Below are 19388 nucleotides of genomic sequence, written 5' to 3'. Positions count from 1 at the left end.
CTTAATGTTTACGCGCGACACGTTCGAGCAATGCCGTCAGCTCATCGAGCTTAGCAGAGAGTGTCTCAACGTCATGTTTAGACGGAATGCCGATGCGATTCAAGGCACTTGCGACGCGCGTGTCAAAAGCCTTTTCGACTTTATCCAGTTGCACTTCAACTTTGCCTTTGAGACTGGTGACATCACCCTTGACGTTGTCGATTTGACTGTTGGCAGCATCAAGTTGTTCAGTCACAACTTTTTTGCCCTTCTTTTCAACAACTTGACCTTCCTTGATGAGTTCCTGGAAGTACTCGCTGCCTTCCTGCCCGACCTTGGCGTAGGCACCCAGGCCTGCCAGCCAGATCTTGCGGGCATAGGATTTGACTTCACTCAGAGCAGTCGACGAAACATCAACTTTTTTCTTCAGAATTACTTTGGCCATGGTGCACCTCACGCGCAGAAGGTTGGAGGAACTGCCCACAGAAAATGGGGCTGAAGCACAAAGTAGTGAGAAAAATTAGAATCGGCACCCTAACCACTGCAACAAAACAGTGAAGCAACTTGATAGGGGTGCTGGCTTACCGGTGGTGTTCAATCAGCGCCATTGCAACGCCTGCGATGGCCGGCAAGCCAGTTGCTGTAACAGCCAATCAGGCCAGGGCTTTATCCAGAGCCTTTTCGATTTCCGACTTGATGGTGCCGCTCATGGCGGACATCAACAGTCCCAGTTCAACATCAATCCGGATCAACTCCTCGCCCACGTGCACCGTGCCTTTGACTCCGGAACGCTTGAGGTTCAGGGTGTCGCCCGACCACTTGGGTTCCAGGCCATATTGGTCGGCCAGTTTCTGCGCCAGTTGCTCAGCCTTTTCACGGGCTGCTTCCTTGCCCAGGCCATGGGCACGTTCAACAGTAATACGGGCCATTAAATAACTCCTGATTTATCGGGACTTGCCTGAAGCATCTTGACCGTGGCTGCGTCAAAACGTCTCGGCGGCGCACTATCTTACATTCAGCCTTGCCAAGACAAAGGCCGCCACCGGGATTAGAATGTCCCGCATTCTCTTTTGGTGACAGCGATATGACTGATCAGCGCAAAGGCAGCGATGCCGAACCCACCACACACTTCGGCTTCAAGAACGTTCCAGAAAGCCAAAAGGCGGAAAAAGTCGCTGAGGTGTTCCACTCGGTAGCCGCCAAGTACGACCTGATGAACGACCTGCTGTCGGGCGGGATGCACCGTTTGTGGAAGCGCTTTGCCATCGAGCTGTCGGGCGTACGCAGCGGCAACCGCGTATTGGACATCGCCGGTGGCACTGGCGACCTGACCAAGAAGTTCTCGCACCTGGTTGGCCCGACCGGCCAGGTAGTACTGGCTGATATCAACGCATCCATGCTCAAGGTCGGTCGCGACCGTCTGCTGGACCTCGGTGTGGCCGGCAATGTCGAATTCGTCCAGGCCGATGCAGAAAAACTGCCGTTCCCGGACAACCATTTCGACTGCGTGACCATCGCCTTCGGCCTGCGCAACGTCACCCACAAGGAAGACGCCCTGCGCTCGATGCTGCGTGTACTCAAGCCCGGTGGCCGCCTGCTGGTGCTGGAGTTCTCCAAGCCGACCAACGCGCTGATGTCCAAGGCCTATGACGCGTATTCGTTCGCCTTCATGCCGTTGATGGGCAAGCTGATCACCAATGACTCGGAAAGCTACCGTTACCTGGCCGAATCGATCCGCATGCACCCGAATCAGGAAACCCTGAAATCGATGATGGTCGAGGCCGGTTTCGACCGTGTGACCTACCACAACATGACCGCGGGCATCGTCGCCCTGCATCGCGGCATCAAGCCCTGATGTTGCTCAGCGGCCTGCTCGCCAGCGTCGAACTCGGCGTCAATCGCGTGCTGCGCCTCGACAGCACGGCCCTGCCGCGTCTGCAACAACTGAGCGGCAAGGTGATCGCGGTCGACTGCCGCAACCCGGCGTTGCAGCTGTTTATCCTGCCCAGCGATGAAGGCCTGATGCTGGCCGCGCACTGGGCCACCGATGCCGACTGCACCTTGCGGGCCCCGGCCTCAAGCCTGCTAAAGCTGGCCCTGAGCAAAGACAAGACCACGATCCTGCATGGTCCCGAGGTCGAGCTGGAAGGCGACAGCGGCGTGCTCCTGGAACTGGCGGCGATCCTCCAGGACCTCGACCTGGACTGGGAATACGAGCTGTCGCACTGGCTTGGCCCGGTCGCCACCTCGCTGTTCAGCGGCCATGTGCGCAGCCGGGCCCGCTGGTATCAGCAAGGGTTCGCCAGCCTCAATCAGAACCTGGGCGAATACCTGGCCGAAGAATCACGCACCCTGGTAGGCCAGCGCGAAGCCGAAGCCCGGTTTAGCGAGCTGGACCAGATCAAACTCGACCTGGAACGTCTTGAGGCGCGCTTCGAGCGCCTTTCCCGATCCCTTGATCCAAGCGATAACGCATGAAGCTGCTCGCCGTCCGCCGTTTGTTGCGCATCCAGCGCGTCGTGATTCGTTACCGCCTCGATGACCTGCTGTTTGCCCTGCCCCTGCCCTGGTTTCTCCTGGCCCTGCGCTACGCCCTGCCCTGGCGCTGGCTGCCGCGCAAACCGCTGGAGCTGAGTCGGGGTGCACGCTTGCGCCTGGCACTGCAGGACCTGGGGCCGATCTTTATCAAGTTCGGGCAGATTCTATCCACCCGCCGCGACCTGCTCCCCGAAGACATCGCCGATGAACTGATGCGCCTGCAGGACCGCGTGCCGCCGTTCGACTCGCAAAAGGCCGTGGCGCTGATCGAGCAGCAGTTGGGCAAGAAGATCAGCGACGTCTTCAGTCGCTTTGATATCGAGCCCCTGGCCTCGGCTTCGGTGGCGCAGGTGCACGCCGCGCAGCTCAAAAGTGGTGAAGAGGTGGTGGTCAAGGTCATCCGCCCGGGCCTCAAGCCGATCATCGCCCAGGACCTGGCGTGGCTGTTCATCCTGGCCCGCACTGCGGAAAAACTCTCGGCCGACGCGCGCCTGCTGCACCCGGTGGACGTGGTCAGCGACTACGAAAAAACCATCTACGACGAACTCGACCTGCTGCGCGAGGCGGCCAACGCCAGCCAGCTCAAGCGCAACTTCGAGGGCTCGTCGCTGCTGTATGTGCCCCAGGTCTACTGGGACTGGTGCCGCCCCAAAGTGCTGGTGATGGAGCGTATCTACGGGATCCAGGTCACCGACCTCGCGACCCTGGCCGACCAGCGCACCGACATGAAGATGCTCGCCGAGCGCGGTGTGGAGATTTTCTTCACCCAGGTGTTCCGCGACAGCTTCTTCCACGCCGACATGCACCCGGGCAACATTTTTGTCAGCACCGTCAACCCGTGGAGCCCGCAATACATAGCGATCGACTGCGGCATCGTCGGCAGCCTGACGCCCGAGGACCAGGACTACCTGGCGCGCAACCTGTTCGCCTTTTTCAAGCGCGACTACCGCCGCGTGGCCCAGTTGCACATTGACTCCGGCTGGGTGCCGGCGGAAACCAAACTCAACGAATTCGAAGCGGCGATCCGCACCGTGTGCGAACCGATCTTCGAAAAACCGTTAAAGGATATTTCCTTCGGCCAGGTGCTGATGCGCCTGTTCCAGACGGCGCGGCGCTTCAATATGGAAGTCCAGCCGCAACTGGTGCTGCTGCAAAAGACCCTGCTCAACATCGAGGGCCTGGGCCGCCAGCTGTACCCGGACCTGGACCTGTGGAACACCGCGCAGCCTTTCCTCGAACGCTGGATGCGCGAGCGGGTCAGCCCGAAAACCCTGCTGGGCAACCTCCACAGCCAGGTCGAACAACTGCCGCACCTGGCCAACATGACCCGCGACCTGCTCGAACGCATGTCCCAACCCCACGCCAAGGACCCGCCGCCGCCCTGGCATCAGCGCAAGGACGACTGGTTCCTGCGTCTGCTGGGCTGCGCCCATCTGGCCGGCGGCGCGATCCTGGCAGTCGGTGGCCCGTTGAACGAACTGGGGCACTGGCCGGCGGGAATCATGATTGCGGTCGGCCTGTATCTGGTCGTTCGCCGATAGCCAGTGACGCAGTCGGCTGGCAAACTGTTCAAATCGCCGAGGCGCAACCATCGGGTTGAACCTGGTAGTCGGAGTCGAAGATGAAAGATTGGCTGGACGAGATCAAATGGGACGCTGACGGCCTGGTGCCGGCCATCGCCCAGGATCACAAGACTGGGCGCGTGCTGATGATGGCCTGGATGAACCGCGAGGCCCTGAGCCTGACCGCCGCCGAGAACCGTGCCATTTACTGGTCACGTTCGCGCGGCAAACTGTGGCGCAAGGGCGAAGAGTCCGGGCACGTGCAGAAGCTCCACGAAATGCGCCTGGACTGCGACGCCGACGTGATCATCCTGATGGTCGAGCAAGTCGGCGACATCGCCTGCCACACCGGCCGCCATAGCTGCTTCTACCGCGTTCACCAGAACGGTGAGTGGAAGACCGTCGAACCGGTCCTCAAAGACCCGCATGCGATTTATTCGGCAGGACACTGAACATGAATGACACCCTGAACCGTCTGGCACAGGTGCTGGAAGAGCGCAAAGGGGCCGCGGCCGACAGTTCCTATGTCGCCAGCCTGTACCACAAGGGTCTGAACAAGATTCTGGAGAAAGTGGGCGAAGAGTCGGTCGAAACCATCCTCGCCGCCAAGGACGCCGCCATCAGTGGCGACTGCAGCGATGTGATCTACGAAACCGCCGATTTGTGGTTTCACAGTATGGTCATGCTCGCCCAACTGGGGCAGCATCCGCAGGCCGTTCTCGATGAGCTGGATCGTCGCTTCGGTTTGTCCGGGCACGCCGAGAAGGCCTCGCGCCCATCCGCCTGAACCACACTTTAGAGAGGAAAACGCAGCATGGGCATTTTTGACTGGAAACACTGGATCGTCATCCTGGTTGTCGTGGTACTGGTATTCGGCACCAAGAAACTGAAGAACCTGGGTACTGACGTCGGCGAATCGATCAAGGGCTTTCGCAAGGCCATGAACGACGATGAAAAGCCTGCCGAGCCTGTGGTACCGCCGACCGCGCAGCCCGTGCCACCGGTGCAACCACACACCACCGCGCCGCTGAGCCAACCGCACACCATTGACGTGCAGGCCCAAAAAGTCGAAGAGCCGACCCGCAAAGACTCGTGAGCACTGACTAATGTTTGGTATCAGCTTCTCTGAACTGCTGCTCGTCGGCCTCGTGGCCCTGCTGGTCCTGGGCCCGGAGCGCCTGCCGGGTGCTGCGCGGACCGCCGGCCTCTGGGTCGGGCGCCTGAAGCGCAGCTTCAACGCGATTAAACAGGAAGTTGAACGGGAAATCGGTGCCGACGAGATTCGCCGGCAACTGCACAACGAACACATTCTGTCGTTGGAGCAGGAAGCGCGGAAGATCCTGGCACCGACCCAGCTGGAAGCCACCCCGCCGCCAGCGGTGGCTGAACAACCGGCCCCGGCTGCGAGCGACGCTCCGCCAGTGGCCAGCGCTCCGGCGCCAGCACCGACCGCCCCCGTCGAGCCGGCCACGCCCCAGACGCTGACTGAACCTGCACCTGCCGCGGCGGCTCCAGCCACGCCCGCGCCCCATGACCCTACTTTGCCGCCGCGAGCCCCATGAGCGATATTCCGGAAAACGACCAACACATGCCGCTGGTGTCGCACCTCACCGAGTTGCGCACCCGCCTGTTGCGCTGCGTCGCGGCGATCTTCCTGATCTTTGCCGGGCTGTTCGCCTTCACACAGCAGATCTACACCTTCGTCTCCACGCCGCTGCGCCAGTACTTGCCGGTGGGCGCGACGATGATCGCCACCGATGTGTCCTCGCCGTTCCTGACGCCGCTGAAGCTGACCATGATGGTCTCGCTGTTTCTGGCAATCCCGGTGATCCTGCATCAGATCTGGGGCTTTATCGCACCGGGCCTGTACAAGCATGAAAAACGCATCGCCGTGCCGCTGCTGGTGTCGAGCATCATGCTGTTCTACACCGGCATGGCCTTCGCCTACTTCCTGGTGTTCCCGCTGATCTTCAAGTTCTTTGCCGCCGCCACTCCGGCTGGCGTCGAAATGATGACCGACATCACCAGCTACCTCGATTTCGTGATGACCCTGTTCTTCGCCTTTGGCGTGGCCTTCGAGATCCCGGTGGCCGTGGTGCTGCTGGTCTGGATCGGCGTGGTCGACGTCAAATACCTGAAGAAGATCCGCCCGTACGTGATCATCGGCTGCTTCGTGGTCGGCATGATCCTCACGCCGCCGGACATTTTCTCGCAGACGCTGCTGGCCGTTCCCATGTGGCTGCTGTTTGAAATCGGCATCCTGTTCGGCAGCCTGATCAGCAAGCGTGGCGACCACGTGGACGATCAACCGGCCGACGATCACAACGACCAGCCGCCAGCGACCCAGGCGTGAACCTGCTGCTCCTCGAAGAGGCCGATTTCATCGCGCCGGACCGCGTGATCCTGCGGGATCGGCGCCTGACCCACATGCAGGAAGTGCATCGCGCCGCGGTCGGTGACAGCCTGCGGGTCGGGCGCATCGACGGCGCGATGGGTTCGGCCGAACTGCTGCGCCTGGAGGCCCATGAGGCCGAACTGCGGGTCAACCTCGACCTGTCGCCGCCCGCCAAGCTGCCGCTGACCCTGGTGCTGGCCCTGCCCCGGCCGAAGATGCTGCGCCGGGTGCTGCAGACCGTTTCCGCCATGGGCGTGCCACGGCTGATCCTGGTCAACAGCTACCGGGTCGAAAAGAGCTTCTGGCAAACCCCCTTCCTCGAACCTGCGGCCATTCGCGAACAACTGATTCTCGGCCTTGAACAGGCCCGGGACACTGTGCTGCCGCAGGTGCTGATCGAAAAACGCTTCAAGCCCTTTGTCGAAGACCGCCTGCCTGGCCTGGTTGAAGGCACGCGGGGCCTGGTCGGCCACCCGGGCCCCTACCCGGCCTGCCCACGCGGGCTGGACGAGCCGGTGACCCTGGCCATCGGCCCCGAAGGCGGTTGGATCCCCTACGAAATCGACTTGCTGGGCAAGGCCGGCCTGCAGCCGGTACAGCTCGGCGAACGCATCCTGCGCGTCGAAACCGCCGTCACCGCCCTGCTCGCCCGCTTGTTCTGAGGCTCGAGCAGGTGCTCGCCGGCGCCTTGCATCCAGCGCTACCCCCTCTATTGCGCCATTGTCGGCAGGCCGTTGCCTACAGGAACGCCCGTGCCCGCCGATAGCGTATGGATAAACCCAATCGGCAAAAAAGGGAGTTCACACCATGTACCGCTGGCTCGCCCAAACCCTGGGGAATGTAAGCGTCAATAAAAAACTGGGCTTTGGCTTCGGCCTGGTGCTGCTCCTGACCCTGCTGATCACCGCCACCGGCTGGATGGGCCTGGGCAGCGTGATCGAGCGTGGCGACAAGCTCGGCTACATCTCCAGCCTCAACGAATTGACCAAGGACCTGCGTGCCGCGCGCCTGGATTACGAAATGCGCCGCGGCGAACAAGGCCCGGGGGCGGTCAGCGACCTGCTCAAGCAGCTCGACAGCGGCTTGCAGACTGCACGCGGCATGCTGGAGCAATCCGACAGCCTGACGCTGATTGACCAACAGCTGGCAGCGGTCGGCGAGTACAAGGCCGCTTTCAGCGACATGACCCGTGCCACCGACAGCCGTGAGGCCGCCCGCGGCAAACTCGGGGCCACCGCGGACAACGCCGTGGCCCGGGTTGCCGAGGTCGAGAAATCCCTGCTGCAGGGCGACAGCGTCGCCCAGTTCAACAGCGTCATCGATCTTTCCAAGCTGATCCAGCAGGCGCGCTTCCAGGTGCGTGGCTACACCTACAGCGGCAAGGCTGATGCCGAGCAGCCGGCCCTGGACGCCATCGACAACGCCCTGAGCAACCTGGCCAGCCTGCCGACCCGATTGCCGGAGCAACATATCGCCAACCTGCAACAGGCCACCGACTCCCTCAAAGGCTATCGCGCCGCCGTCAGTGAGTTCCGTGACTCGCAAGTGGCCAGTGCCGCAGCGCTCAAACGCATGGCCGATCAAGGCACGCGCCTGATGGACCTGAGCAAGCAGCTCACCAGCGCCCAGACCCTCAAGCGCGACAGCGACGCCGCCCAGGCCCGGAACACGCTGATCATCGTCACCGCACTGGCCCTGCTCTTTGGCCTGATCGCCGCGTGGAGCATCACCCGGCAGATCGTCATTCCCCTGCAACAGGCGCTGAAAGCCGCCGAGCGGGTCGCCTCGGGGGATCTGAGCCAGAACCTCAACGTCGAGCGCCGTGATGAGCTGGGCCAGCTACAAGGCGCCATGCAGCGCATGACCCTGAGCCTGCGCGAGCTGATCGGCGGCATCGGCGATGGCGTGACCCAGATCGCCAGCGCCGCCGAGCAGCTGTCGGCCGTCACCGAGCAGACCAGCGCCGGGGTCAATAACCAGAAAGTCGAGACCGACCAGGTCGCCACCGCCATGAATGAGATGGCGGCTACCGTGCAAGAGGTCGCGCGTAACGCCGAGGAGGCCTCCGAGGCCGCTGTGGCTGCCGATCAGCAGGCCCGCGAGGGTGATCGGGTGGTCAGCGAAGCCATCGCCCAGATCGAGCGCCTGGCGACCGAGGTCGGCAACTCCACCGATGCCATGAGCCACCTCAAGCACGAGAGCGACAAGATCGGCAGCGTGCTGGATGTGATCAAGTCCGTGGCCCAGCAGACCAATCTGCTGGCGCTCAATGCCGCCATCGAAGCCGCTCGTGCCGGGGAAGCCGGCCGTGGTTTTGCGGTGGTGGCCGACGAGGTGCGCAGCCTGGCCCAGCGCACACAGAAGTCCACCGAGGAGATCGAGGAGTTGATCGTCGGCCTGCAAAGCGGCACCCAGCAGGTGGCAACCATCATGGACAACAGCCGTGGCCTGACCGAAAGCAGCGTCGAGCTGACCCGGCGTGCCGGCGGCGCCCTGGAGAACATCACCCGTACGGTGTCGGCGATCCAGGCCATGAACCAACAGATCGCCACCGCCGCCGAGCAGCAAAGCGCCGTGGCCGAAGAGATCAACCGCAGCGTGCTGAACGTGCGTGACGTTTCCGAGCAGACCTCCGCCGCCAGCGAAGAAACCGCCGCCTCCAGCGCCGAACTGGCGCGCCTGGGCATCCACCTGCAAAGCCTGGTGGGGCGCTTTCGGGTCTGACCGGTAGCCGCAACGGCCTAGCAGGTGAGCAGGTGTGTCAGGGATGGACAGCGCAGCCTCGTCCCTCGGCAGCGGCTACATTTGTAGCCGCTGCCAGCAGGTTGCGCTCGGGGCCGAGTGAATCAGGAGCGCCTACAGCACCTGGCGCAAGAAGGCCTGGGCCCGGGGGTCCTGGGGGGCGTCGAAGAACGCCGCCGGCGCGGCGTCTTCCAGCAGTTTGCCGTGGTCGAAAAACAGCACCCGGTCCGCCACTTCCCGGGCGAAGCCCATTTCGTGGGTCACGCAGACCATGGTCATGCCTTCCAGGGCCAGGGTTTTCATCACGTCCAGTACTTCACCGACCATTTCCGGGTCCAGGGCCGAGGTCGGCTCATCGAACAGCATGACCTTGGGCTCCATCGCCAGCGCCCGGGCAATCGCCACGCGCTGCTGCTGGCCGCCGGACAGACGTGACGGAAACTCATTGGCCTTCTGCGCAATACCGACTTTTTCCAGCAGCGCCAGGGCCTTGGCCTCGCGCTCTTTCTTGCCGCGCTTGCGCACCACTTTCTGCGCCAGGCACAGGTTTTCCAGCACCGTCATGTGCGGAAACAGGTTGAAGTGCTGGAACACCATGCCCACTTCCCGGCGGTAGGCGTTCACATCGGTCTTGGGGTCGGCCAGTTGCAGGCCGTCGATGCTCACCGAGCCGGAGTCGAATTCCTCCAGGCCATTGAGGCAACGCAGGAAGGTCGATTTGCCGGAGCCGGACGGGCCGATCACCACCAGCACTTCGCCACGGGCCACCTGGGTGGTGACGTTATCCACCGCGCGCACCACTTGGCCGCGGGTGTCGAAGACTTTTACCAGATCGCGGACTTCAATCACTTTGCGCGAGCCTCCGCTCAAGCCGGCTGGCGATTTTCGACAGCGGCAGGTTGATCAACAGATAAAGACCGGCCACGCAGAACAGGATCTCGAACGGCGAGAACGAGGTGGTGATCACCTCGCGGCCGCTCTTGAGCAGTTCGGTAATGGCGATCACCGAGACCAGCGAGGTGTCCTTGACCAGGCTGATGAACTGCCCGGCCAACGGCGGCAGCACGCGCTTGAGCGCCTGCGGCAGCACCACATGACGCATCGACTGGCCACCGCTCAGGCCCAGGGAGCGCGCGGCTTCGTTCTGCCCGCGGGCAATGGACTGCACCCCGGCGCGAATGATTTCCGCCACATAGGCGCCGGTGAACAGCGACAGCGCGGCAATCCCGGCGAACTCCCGGGACAGATTGAGCACGGTGCCGATAAAGAAGTAGAAAATGAAAATCTGCACCAGCAGCGGCGTGCCCCGTACCAACTCGACATAAATCGTCGACAGATCACGCAGGGTCGGGTTGCTCGACAGCCGGCACAGGCCCGTTGCCAGGCCGATCAGCAGCCCGAGCACGCCGGACACCACCGACAGCCACAAGGTGGTCCACAGCCCCCACAACAGCGGCCCGGCCGCCCAGTGGTAAGTCATGCCAATCACATCGCCCTCGCCCACATCGTCGCCATTGGCCACTTGCAGGCTGGCCGCATCGACCGTCAGCACCTGCTCGTTGCCGCCGTCGTTGCGCAGGGAGACCTCGAACGTATCGCCCTTGCGCACCAGCTGGCTGACGGTGGAAACCTCCGCGGCGCGCTGGGGCTCTTCAGCCTGGTAGACGAAATACTGCGGTACGCGGTTCCAGCGCCATTCGTAAGACATCAGCGAGGTGGCGTAATACAAGGCGCCGGCCAGGCCGATCAGGACCAGTACGGTCAGGATGTGCCAGGGCCACTGGGCTTTTTTCTGCTTCATGGGTCGGTGAATCCATAGCGATCAAAGGACAGCACCCCCAACGGTAGGGGGACGCCGCCTTGGTCAAAGAGCGGGGCGCGGCGACGGCGCTGGCGGAACCGCAAAGCGGCCCGAAGAAAACCAGCGCCTTGGCTACAGGGTGCTTATTCCATGTCCTTGAGCCACTCGGTGCTCTTGAACCACTTGTCATGGATGCGATCGTAGGTGCCGTCTTCGTGGATCTGGTGCAGGAAGTTGTTGATGAAGTTGATGCTGTCGTAGTCACCCTTCTTCAGACCGAAGGCCAGAGGCTCGTAGGTGAACGGCTTATCAAGGAACGTAAGCTTGCCGTTGCCGACCTTGCCCAGCGCCACCACGTTGTACGGGGCGTCGTAGATAAAGGCGTCGGCCTTGCCGTTGACCACGTCGAGTACCGCTTCCTGCTCATTGTCGTAGCCGTGGTACTTGGCTTTGGCGATCAGCTTCTTGGCGACCATCTCACCGGTGGTGCCGAGTTTGGAGGTGATACGGTAGTCGGCGCTGTTCAGGTCTTTATAGGACTTGATAGTGCCTTCGAGTTCTTTGCGGATCAGCAGGGTCTGGCCGACCACGATGAAGGGGTCGCTGAAGTTCAGGCGCAGGTTGCGTTCCTGGGTCAGGGTCATGCCGCTGCCGATCATGTCGAACTTGTCGGTCAGCAGGGCCGGGATGATGCCGTCGTAACCGGTGGAAACCATCTCCAGCTTGACGCCCATGGACTTGGCCATGGCTTTGAGCAGGTCGACTTCAAAACCGATGATCTCGCCACGCTTGTTGGTCATTTCAAACGGCATGTAGGTCGGGTCCATGCCGACTTTCAATGTGCCGCGCTTGACCGCGTCGTCGATGGCGCCCGCCTGGGCTGCGTTGACTGCCACCAAGGCGCTGACGCCGAGCAGCAGCATCGAGAGATACTTCTTCATCTTCAAGTCCCCTGAACCGATTTTATTGTGATGCCTGCGCGTACTGGCGCCGGACGGAAAATCTCCGGATATCAAGCCGTTGTCGTTCACGCGCAAGAATTTGCGGGAGCGATGCTAACGCACTCGGCCATTTGCACAAGGTTTTTTGTCAGCACGACAACCCCGTACGCAGGCCCCAGAGAGCACCGCAGAAGCACCAGAAAAAGTATGACCTGTAGCTGCTGCCGAGCCCGCGGGGCGGCGCTGGCCCTATGGGGCGCCGGAGCGTGTCAGGAAAAGAGGTGGCGCCAGTACCGGCCGGCGCAGCCTGCGGCAGCGGCTACGGGGTTGAAGGGTGGTGGTGCAATGTAAAACGCCCTTGAGTGGGAGCTCAAGGGCGTTGGCGTCAGGCCGGTTGCGGGGCCGCGATCAGCGGTTGCAACGGTAACAGCGGGGCATGGGGGTCGGCGTCTACCGACTGGCGCCAGGCACCGAGCCATTCACTGTGGCCTTCGCTCCAGACCTGCTCATGCAGGCGGGCCAGGGCCACCGGGTCGCTCAACAGCGCCAGGCGCTCGCTGTTGTTGAGGGCCGCCGGCCCGACTTTCAGCGCATGCCGCACGCGCTCGATACGCAGCCACTCGATCGGCTCGGCCTGACCGTGACGGGAGGTCGCCAGCGCACACGCCAGGGCGTTCTGCTGCGGGTCGACCACGGCACGGATAAAGCCGTCGTTGAGGGCGTGCCAGCGGTTTTCGTGGGTGTACTGGTCAGTAGCCAGCAAGGCCTGCGGCGGATTGTATTCCTCGGGGATCAGGAACAGGCTCTCGTCACGGGACTTCAGGCCCAGGCCGACACGGCTGGAGATCACCGACACCGGGATCGACAGCATCAGCGAACCGACAATCGGCACCAGCCACCACAGGAAGCTCGGGTTCAGCCACACCACCAGCAATGCCCAGAAGAAACCCAGCAAGGTCTGTGGACCGTGGCGCTTGACCGCCTCGCTCCACGGCGTGGAGTCGTCGTCACGCTGTGGCGAATTCCAGGTCGCAGCCCAGCCGAGGAATGCGGCCAGAACGAAGCGGGTGTGGAAAATCATCCGCACCGGCGCCAGCAGCATGGAGAACAGCATCTCCAGCAGCATCGACAGGGTCACCTTGAACTTGCCGCCGAACTCTTTCGCGCCCTTGGCCCAGATCAGGATGATGCTCAGCAACTTGGGCAGGAACAGCAGCACGATGGTGGTCGAGAACAGGGCCACGGCCTTGTCCGGGTGCCATTGCGGCCACAGCGGGTACAGTTGGCGCGGCTCCATGAAGTACTGCGGCTCCATCAGCGTGTTCACTGCCAGCAGGGCGGTGGACAACACCAGGAAGAAGAACCACAAGGGCGCCGACAGGTAGGACATCACGCCAGTGAGGAACACCGCGCGGTGCACCGGGTGCATGCCTTTTACCAGGAACAGGCGGAAGTTCATCAGGTTGCCGTGGCACCAGCGACGGTCACGCTTGAGTTCGTCCAGCAGGTTCGGCGGCAGTTCTTCATAGCTGCCCGGCAGGTCGTAGGCAATCCACACACCCCAGCCGGCACGGCGCATCAGCGCAGCTTCGACGAAGTCGTGGGAAAGAATCGCACCGGCGAACGCGCCTTTGCCCGGCAAAGGCGCCAGGGCGCAATGCTCGATGAACGGCTGCATGCGGATGATCGCGTTGTGGCCCCAGTAGTGGGATTCACCCAACTGCCAGAAGTGCAGGCCGGCGGTGAACAGCGGGCCGTAGACCCGGGTCGCGAACTGCTGCATGCGCGCATACAGCGTGTCCATGCCCGAAGCCCGTGGCGCGGTCTGAATGATCCCGGCGTCCGGCGTGGCTTCCATCAAGCGCACCAGGCTGGTCAGGCATTCACCGCTCATCACGCTGTCGGCGTCGAGCACCACCATGTACTTGTAGTCGCCGCCCCAGCGACGGCAGAAGTCGTCGAGGTTGCCGCTCTTGCGTTTGACCCGGCGACGACGGCGGCGATAGAAGATCTTGCCGAAGCCCTTGGCTTCACGGCACACATCCAGCCACGCCTGCTGTTCGGCGATGCAGATATCGGCATCGTTACTGTCGCTGAGCACGAAGAAGTCGAAGCGGTCGAGGTCACCCGTGGCGGCAACCGACTCGAAAGTCGCTCGCAAACCGGCGAATACCCGCGGCACGTCTTCGTTGCAGATCGGCATGACCAGAGCGGTGCGCGCGTCCCGAGGGATCGGCTCGTCACCGGCACTGGCGCCGGAGATACGGTATTTGTCATGCCCGGTGAGCAACTCGAGGAAGCCCATCAGCGCGGTCCAGAAGCCCGCCGAGACCCAGCAGAACAGAATCCCGAACAGGATCAGGATGCTGGTCTGCAGCGCATACGGCAGCACCTGGGTAGCGGTCTGCATCAAGGGTTGGTGCAGGACTTCTTCCAGGTCGACGAAGGCCCAGCCCTGGTACGGCATGATGCCTTTCATGTACCAGCCGGCGACGATGGTCTGGCCGAGCATCAGCACCAGCAGGATGTAACGGCGGATCGAGCCCACGGTACGCCAGCGCGCCGCCGGGAGCACCCGCTCATCCTTGGGTGGTGCCGGCGGGTTTGTGCGCCCGGTCAGGCGCCGCCAGCCACGGACCAGAATGTTGGTGCGCCACGGCTCCGGAACCACCTTGGTGCGACGGATCGGTGGCGTGGCCTTGAGGCAAACCCGGCCACTGGCGTCGAGCGCCAGCATTTCGGCGTCCTCCAGCTCTTCGGCGGTGCTCAGGGTCAGACGCCGGCCGACCGACGCCTGGGCGGCATCGGCAGGGGCATCGAAGGTTGCAGACGACAGCCGCTGGTGCAGCTCGCTGAAAGACTGGCAACCCGCCAGTTCAGCGCGCTGCTCGTCCGTCATTGGCAGGTGCGCCAGGTACTCGGCGAGAGTCTCTGGCTGTACTTGAGAGTTACTCATCGGCAGGCAACTGATAGCTCCAGGTCTCGGTCAGGACTTGCTCAGTCGGGACAGATTCCGGTGTGGCTGGGGCGGCATCGGCAGCGACAGGCTGCTTCGCGTCTTTGTTGTCCTTGGCGTCCTTGGCGTCTTTGGCCGGCTTGGCGTCAGCTTGCTTGGCCTCGGCCAGCTTGGCTTCCTTGTCCTTCTTCTCCTGTTGCTTGGCGGCAATCTTGTCAGCCTTGGCCACGGAAGAATTGGATGCCGGCAGGGTCGACTTGGCAGGTTCGGCCGGAGCCACGTTTCTCACCAGCGCCGCACGCATCTCGGTGGACTTGCCTGCGTCCTTGATTTTCATCCGCAGGGTCAGGCGCCAGCCTTTGGTTTCAGGGTTGTAGCGCACGCTGTTTTCGACCAGCTCGGCGTTATCGCCAACGCTGACCTGGCTGCGCACTTCGGCATCTTCCGGCAGGGCCGCCAGGGATGGGCCCTGGAAGTCCACCAGGTACGCCACGCTGCCGTCCGGCTGACGGATCAGGTTCGACTGTTTGACGTCACCCGTGGAACGCAGGGTCTGCTCGACCCAGGCGCTGTCCGGCGAATGCAGGGCGGCTTCGTCGATGGTCCAGTGCAGGCGGTAGGCGAAATCAAAGGCCTGGCCCGGCTCCGGCTGTTTCTCCGGGCTCCAGAAGGCAACGATGTTGTCGTTGGTTTCATCGGCAGTCGGGATCTCCACCAGATCGACGGTGCCCTTGCCCCAATCGCCTTTTGGCTCGATCCACGCGCTTGGACGCTTGTCGTAGCGGTCATCGAGGTCTTCGTAGTGGCTGAAGTCACGGCCACGTTGCAGCAAGCCGAAACCACGCGGGTTTTCGACCGAGAAGTTGCTCACAGCCAGGTGTTTCGGGTTGTTCAGCGGGCGCCAGATCCACTCGCCATTGCCGGCATGGATCGACAGGCCGCTGGAGTCATGCAACTCGCGACGGTAGTTGAGGACCTTGGACGGCTGGTTGGCGCCGAACAGGAACATGCTGGTCAGCGGGGCGATGCCCAGCTTGCCGACCTTGTCCCGCAGGAACACTTTGGCCTTGACGTCGACGATGGTATCGCTGCCCGGACGCAGGGTCAGGCGGTAGGCACCGGCTGCACGCGGCGAGTCCAGCAGGGCGTAGATCACCAGGTGCTTGTCGGTCGGCTTGGGTTGCTGGATCCAGAACTCGCTGAAACGCGGGAACTCTTCGCCGGAAGGCAAGGCGGTATCGATCGCCAGGCCACGGGCGGACAAGCCGTAGGTATGGCCCTTGCCCACAACGCGGAAGTAGCTCGCGCCGAGCATGGTCATGATCTCGTCTTGCTTGTCGGCCTTGTTGATCGGATACAGCACACGGAAACCGGCATAACCCAGCTTCTCGGTGGCCTTGGGATCGAACTTGACGTCGCCGAAGTCGAAGCGACTTGGGTCGTATTTGATCTCTTCGACGGTGTTGGCCGTGATTTCGTTGATTTTCACCGGCGTATCGAAGTGCATGCCCTGGTGATAGAACGACAGCTTGAAGGGGGTTTTCTGATTGGCCCACTCAGCTTTTTCAGTGAGGAAGCGGATTTTTTGATAATCCGCGAACTTCATGTCACGAAATTCGTTCGGCAGGTTACTGCGCGGGGCCTCGTACTTCTGCCCGGCCAGCTCTTTGGCTTTGGCCGATACATCATCCAGATTGAAAGCCATGAGCGGACCGGCGCCAAGCAGGCAAAGCAGGGCAGAGCCTGTCAGCAGCGCGTTTCGTAACCGTTTGGCAGACAATTTTGGTGCATTACAGGGACTAACAATCACGAGCAACCCTCGCCGAAAACAGATCAAAAAACCAACGGCCAGCTATCTATATGCCAGGTTGGCGAGCATTGTTCCGACTCCGATGGGGCGAAATGATTCCCCAAGCGGTCACGGACAAGTCTCTACCTAAGTCAAAATGGACCAACGAACGCTGATCCCCGTAGCGCGCGATTATCTAGTAGGCCGCGTTACAACGCATCAGGGGGAACAAAGTATTTATTGGGTAAAACAGCTGTTTTCGACCTAAATCGGCGGAAAAAGATGTTTCAAGCACTTTCAGGTCTGTAACAGGAAGGTTACCGGGCCATCATTGACCAGATGCACCTGCATGTCCGCACCGAAACGTCCCGATGCCACTTTGCCATGTAACTGTTGCGCCTTTGCTAATAGATAGTCGAAAAGCTCCTGGCCCAGGGCTGGCGGCGCGGCCGTGGAAAAGCTCGGACGCAAGCCGCTTCTGGTGTCGGCGGCCAGGGTGAACTGCGACACCAGCAGCAGACCGCCACCAACCTCGGCCAGGGACAGATTCATCTTGCCCTCGGGATCACTGAACACCCGATAGTTAAGCAGCTTGTGCAGAAGTTTGTCGGCGCTGGCCCGGGTGTCGTCGGGTTCGACCGCCACCAGCACCAGCAACCCTTGGTCGATGGCGCCTACCACCTCCCCCGCCACTTCCACTCGTGCGCCACGCACCCGTTGCAGCAGGCCCTTCATGCTTCTTCAAGCGGCAGGTCGAGCAGGCGCCGGGCCATCTGGTCGGCGGCGCGCACCAAGGCGTCGGTGATCCCTGGCTCGGAGGCCGCATGGCCGGCGTCGCGGATGACTTGCAGCTCGCTGTTGGGCCAGGCCTGGTGCAGCTCCCAGGCGTTGTCCAGAGGGCAGATCACGTCGTAGCGACCGTGGACGATAACCCCCGGCAGGTGGGCGATCTTGCCCATGTCGCGAATCAGCTGGTCGGGCTCAAGGAAGGCATTGTTGGTGAAGTAGTGGCATTCGATCCGGGCAATCGACAGCGCGCGCTGCGGCTCGGAGAAACGATCCACCACCAATGGGTTCGGGCGCAGGGTCGCGGTGCGCCCCTCCCAGGTCGACCAGGCCTTGGCCGCATGCATCTGGGCAATCTGGTCGGTGCCGGTCAGGCGTTTGTGGAAAGCGTTGAGCAGGTCGTGGCGTTCATCCTGTGGGATGGGCGCCACGTAGTCCTGCCAGTAATCCGGGAACAGACGGCTGGCGCCGTTCTGGTAGAACCACTCGATTTCCTGCGGACGCGCCAGAAAGATCCCGCGCAGAATCAGACCGTGCACACGCTCTGGATGGCTTTGCGCGTAAGCCAGCGCCAGGGTCGACCCCCATGAACCGCCAAACACCACCCACTTTTCGATCCCCAAGTGCAGGCGAATCCGCTCCAGGTCGGCGACCAGGTCCCAGGTGGTGTTGTTTTCCAGGCTGGCGTGGGGGGTGGAGCGACCGCAACCGCGCTGATCGAAGGTGATGATGCGGTACAGGTTCGGGTCGAAGTAGCAGCGGCTCTGGGCATCGCACCCGGCTCCCGGGCCACCGTGGATAAACACCACCGGCAGGCCTTCCGGAGAACCGCTTTCATCGACGTACAGCACATGCGGTTCGTCGACAGCCAGATCGTGCCGGGCGTAGGGTTTGATCTGCGGGTACAAAGTCTGCATTGCGCGCTCCGTAAGGGTCGGGTTCATCCCTGGGGGGACTTCAATTATTCTGCCGTCCGGCATCATAAACCCGAATTACGCAATCGGCATGCCCTTGAGAAAAATGGGGTTGTCAGCCCCATTCATGCACATGAACGCTGCCCCTCAGGGGTTTGCCGCCAGGGCGCGCACCCTCACTTGCCGTAACGCTGCCGGCCCCAGGCGAGCAACCCTTGCAGCAACTCCTTGAGCACCAACTGGGTCGGCGCCGCCAGGTCCGGGCGATAGCGGAACGGTTCGAACTCTTCCATGTAGGTGCTCTGCGCCAGCTCCAGTTGCACCGCGTGGATATGCTCGGCCGGGTTGCCGTAATGGCGGGTGATATGACCGCCCTTGAAGCGCCCGTTCAACACATGGCTGTAGTCGCCATGGCCGGCGCAGATAGCCTCCAGCTGGTTAGCCAGTTGCGAGTCGCAGCTGGCGCCGTTGAAGGTGCCGAGGTTGAAGTCCGGCAGCTTGCCCTCGAACAGATGGGGGATCAGCGAACGGATCGAGTGGGCATCGAACAGCAAGGCGTAGCCAAACTCGTCCCGCAGCCGCGCCAGTTCTTCCTGCAGGGTGCGGTGATACGGCCCCCAGACCTTTTGCAGGTAACTCACCCGTTCCTCGGCCGACGGCTCATGGCCCTCCTTGAACAACGGCACGCCGTCGAACAGGGTGGCCGGGTACAGGCCAGTGGTGGCCCCGACATATAAAGGTGTGTCGTCGGACGGGCGGTTGAGGTCGATGACAAACCGCGAGTACTCGGCAGCCAGGGTGCTGGCCCCCAGTTCCTGGGCAAACTCGTAGAGCTGCGGGATGTGCCAGTCGGTGTCCGGCAGGCTTTGCGCCTCGGCGATCAGCCCGGCCTCCACGGCGGGCGTCAGGCGCACGCCGGCATGGGGCATGCTGATCAGCAGCGGCACCCGGCCTTGTTTGAAGTTCAGCACCTTATCCACAAGCA

Annotated in this window: 20 protein-coding genes and 1 pseudogene; 11 read left to right on the top strand and 10 right to left on the bottom strand. The window is 62.3% G+C overall.

Going from position 1 to position 19388, the window contains the following annotated elements; translation table 11 throughout:
• Nucleotide 1: 1 nt before the first annotated feature.
• Nucleotides 2-424, bottom strand: coding sequence for a phasin family protein (locus tag JFU57_RS09810; protein WP_020299475.1), 423 nt, complete (start codon nt 422-424; stop codon nt 2-4).
• A 208-nt stretch (nt 425-632) separates the two neighbouring features.
• Complete coding sequence (locus tag JFU57_RS09805; protein WP_201129115.1) at nt 633-908, bottom strand: polyhydroxyalkanoic acid system family protein; 276 nt, start codon at nt 906-908, stop codon at nt 633-635.
• A gap of 155 nt (nt 909-1063) precedes the next feature.
• Here JFU57_RS09805 and ubiE point away from each other — a divergent pair, with 155 nt between their 5' ends.
• The 11 genes and pseudogenes from ubiE (at nt 1064) to JFU57_RS33600 (ending at nt 9198) form a co-directional block, all read left to right on the top strand.
• A complete protein-coding gene (ubiE, locus tag JFU57_RS09800; protein ID WP_020299477.1) occupies nt 1064-1834 on the top strand; it encodes a bifunctional demethylmenaquinone methyltransferase/2-methoxy-6-polyprenyl-1,4-benzoquinol methylase UbiE in 771 nt (256 codons plus the stop codon).
• A complete protein-coding gene (locus JFU57_RS09795; RefSeq protein ID WP_201129114.1) occupies nt 1834-2457 on the top strand; it encodes a ubiquinone biosynthesis accessory factor UbiJ in 624 nt (207 codons plus the stop codon). Before ubiE ends, JFU57_RS09795 begins: the two co-directional genes overlap by 1 nt.
• A complete protein-coding gene (ubiB, locus tag JFU57_RS09790) occupies nt 2454-4058 on the top strand; it encodes a ubiquinone biosynthesis regulatory protein kinase UbiB (protein ID WP_201129113.1) in 1605 nt (534 codons plus the stop codon). The genes JFU57_RS09795 and ubiB overlap by 4 nt, the downstream gene beginning before the upstream one ends.
• Before the next feature lie 80 nt (nt 4059-4138).
• Complete coding sequence (gene hisI / locus JFU57_RS09785) at nt 4139-4531, top strand: phosphoribosyl-AMP cyclohydrolase (protein WP_201129112.1); 393 nt, start codon at nt 4139-4141, stop codon at nt 4529-4531.
• 2 nt (nt 4532-4533) lie between these two features.
• A complete protein-coding gene (locus JFU57_RS09780) occupies nt 4534-4866 on the top strand; it encodes a phosphoribosyl-ATP diphosphatase (RefSeq protein ID WP_020299481.1) in 333 nt (110 codons plus the stop codon).
• A 27-nt stretch (nt 4867-4893) separates the two neighbouring features.
• The gene (locus JFU57_RS09775; RefSeq protein ID WP_078469434.1) at nt 4894-5175 is read left to right on the top strand and encodes a twin-arginine translocase TatA/TatE family subunit; all 282 of its coding nucleotides are present in this window, start codon (nt 4894-4896) and stop codon (nt 5173-5175) included.
• A 10-nt stretch (nt 5176-5185) separates the two neighbouring features.
• Complete coding sequence (gene tatB / locus JFU57_RS09770) at nt 5186-5641, top strand: Sec-independent protein translocase protein TatB (RefSeq protein WP_201129111.1); 456 nt, start codon at nt 5186-5188, stop codon at nt 5639-5641.
• Nucleotides 5638-6432, top strand: a complete 795-nt coding sequence (gene tatC, locus JFU57_RS09765; RefSeq protein ID WP_078469432.1) for a twin-arginine translocase subunit TatC — start codon at nt 5638-5640, stop codon at nt 6430-6432. Before tatB ends, tatC begins: the two co-directional genes overlap by 4 nt.
• On the top strand, nt 6429-7136 hold the full coding sequence (locus tag JFU57_RS09760; protein WP_078469431.1) for a 16S rRNA (uracil(1498)-N(3))-methyltransferase: 708 nt from the start codon (nt 6429-6431) through the stop codon (nt 7134-7136). Before tatC ends, JFU57_RS09760 begins: the two co-directional genes overlap by 4 nt.
• 145 nt (nt 7137-7281) lie before the next feature.
• Nucleotides 7282-8343: pseudogene (locus JFU57_RS33605) on the top strand (methyl-accepting chemotaxis protein); the annotation flags it as partial.
• Nucleotides 8326-9198, top strand: coding sequence for a methyl-accepting chemotaxis protein (locus JFU57_RS33600; RefSeq protein ID WP_443217280.1), 873 nt, complete (start codon nt 8326-8328; stop codon nt 9196-9198). The pseudogene JFU57_RS33605 and the gene JFU57_RS33600, both read left to right, overlap by 18 nt.
• A gap of 132 nt (nt 9199-9330) precedes the next feature.
• Here the strand turns inward: JFU57_RS33600 and JFU57_RS09750 are convergent, their stop codons facing one another.
• From JFU57_RS09750 to hutG, 8 genes are all read right to left on the bottom strand, one after another.
• Complete coding sequence (locus JFU57_RS09750; protein ID WP_078469429.1) at nt 9331-10065, bottom strand: amino acid ABC transporter ATP-binding protein; 735 nt, start codon at nt 10063-10065, stop codon at nt 9331-9333.
• Entirely contained in the window at nt 10058-11017 is a 960-nt protein-coding gene (locus JFU57_RS09745; protein WP_201129109.1) for an amino acid ABC transporter permease, read from the bottom strand. Before JFU57_RS09745 ends, JFU57_RS09750 begins: the two co-directional genes overlap by 8 nt.
• A 143-nt stretch (nt 11018-11160) precedes the next feature.
• Nucleotides 11161-11958: a transporter substrate-binding domain-containing protein gene (locus tag JFU57_RS09740; protein ID WP_078469427.1), complete on the bottom strand. Its 798-nt coding sequence runs from the start codon at nt 11956-11958 to the stop codon at nt 11161-11163.
• A 385-nt stretch (nt 11959-12343) separates the two neighbouring features.
• Nucleotides 12344-14914: a glucans biosynthesis glucosyltransferase MdoH gene (gene mdoH / locus JFU57_RS09735; RefSeq protein ID WP_201129108.1), complete on the bottom strand. Its 2571-nt coding sequence runs from the start codon at nt 14912-14914 to the stop codon at nt 12344-12346.
• Nucleotides 14907-16724 carry a glucan biosynthesis protein gene (locus JFU57_RS09730; RefSeq protein WP_201129106.1) on the bottom strand — a complete coding sequence of 606 codons (1818 nt, stop codon included), beginning with the start codon at nt 16722-16724 and terminating at the stop codon, nt 14907-14909. The genes mdoH and JFU57_RS09730 overlap by 8 nt, the downstream gene beginning before the upstream one ends.
• Nucleotides 16725-17000: 276 nt before the next feature.
• On the bottom strand, nt 17001-17438 hold the full coding sequence (gene dtd, locus JFU57_RS09725; protein ID WP_201129104.1) for a D-aminoacyl-tRNA deacylase: 438 nt from the start codon (nt 17436-17438) through the stop codon (nt 17001-17003).
• Nucleotides 17435-18406 (bottom strand): prolyl aminopeptidase, encoded by a 972-nt coding sequence (gene pip / locus JFU57_RS09720; protein ID WP_078469424.1) that lies wholly within the window; start codon nt 18404-18406, stop codon nt 17435-17437. Before pip ends, dtd begins: the two co-directional genes overlap by 4 nt.
• 173 nt (nt 18407-18579) lie before the next feature.
• A complete protein-coding gene (gene hutG / locus JFU57_RS09715) occupies nt 18580-19383 on the bottom strand; it encodes an N-formylglutamate deformylase (protein WP_201129101.1) in 804 nt (267 codons plus the stop codon).
• Between the last annotated feature and the right edge of the window lie 5 nt (nt 19384-19388).

This window comes from Pseudomonas sp. TH07 (assembly GCF_016651285.1).
Lineage (GTDB): Bacteria > Pseudomonadota > Gammaproteobacteria > Pseudomonadales > Pseudomonadaceae > Aquipseudomonas.
This window is presented reverse-complemented; position numbering and strand designations above follow the sequence as displayed.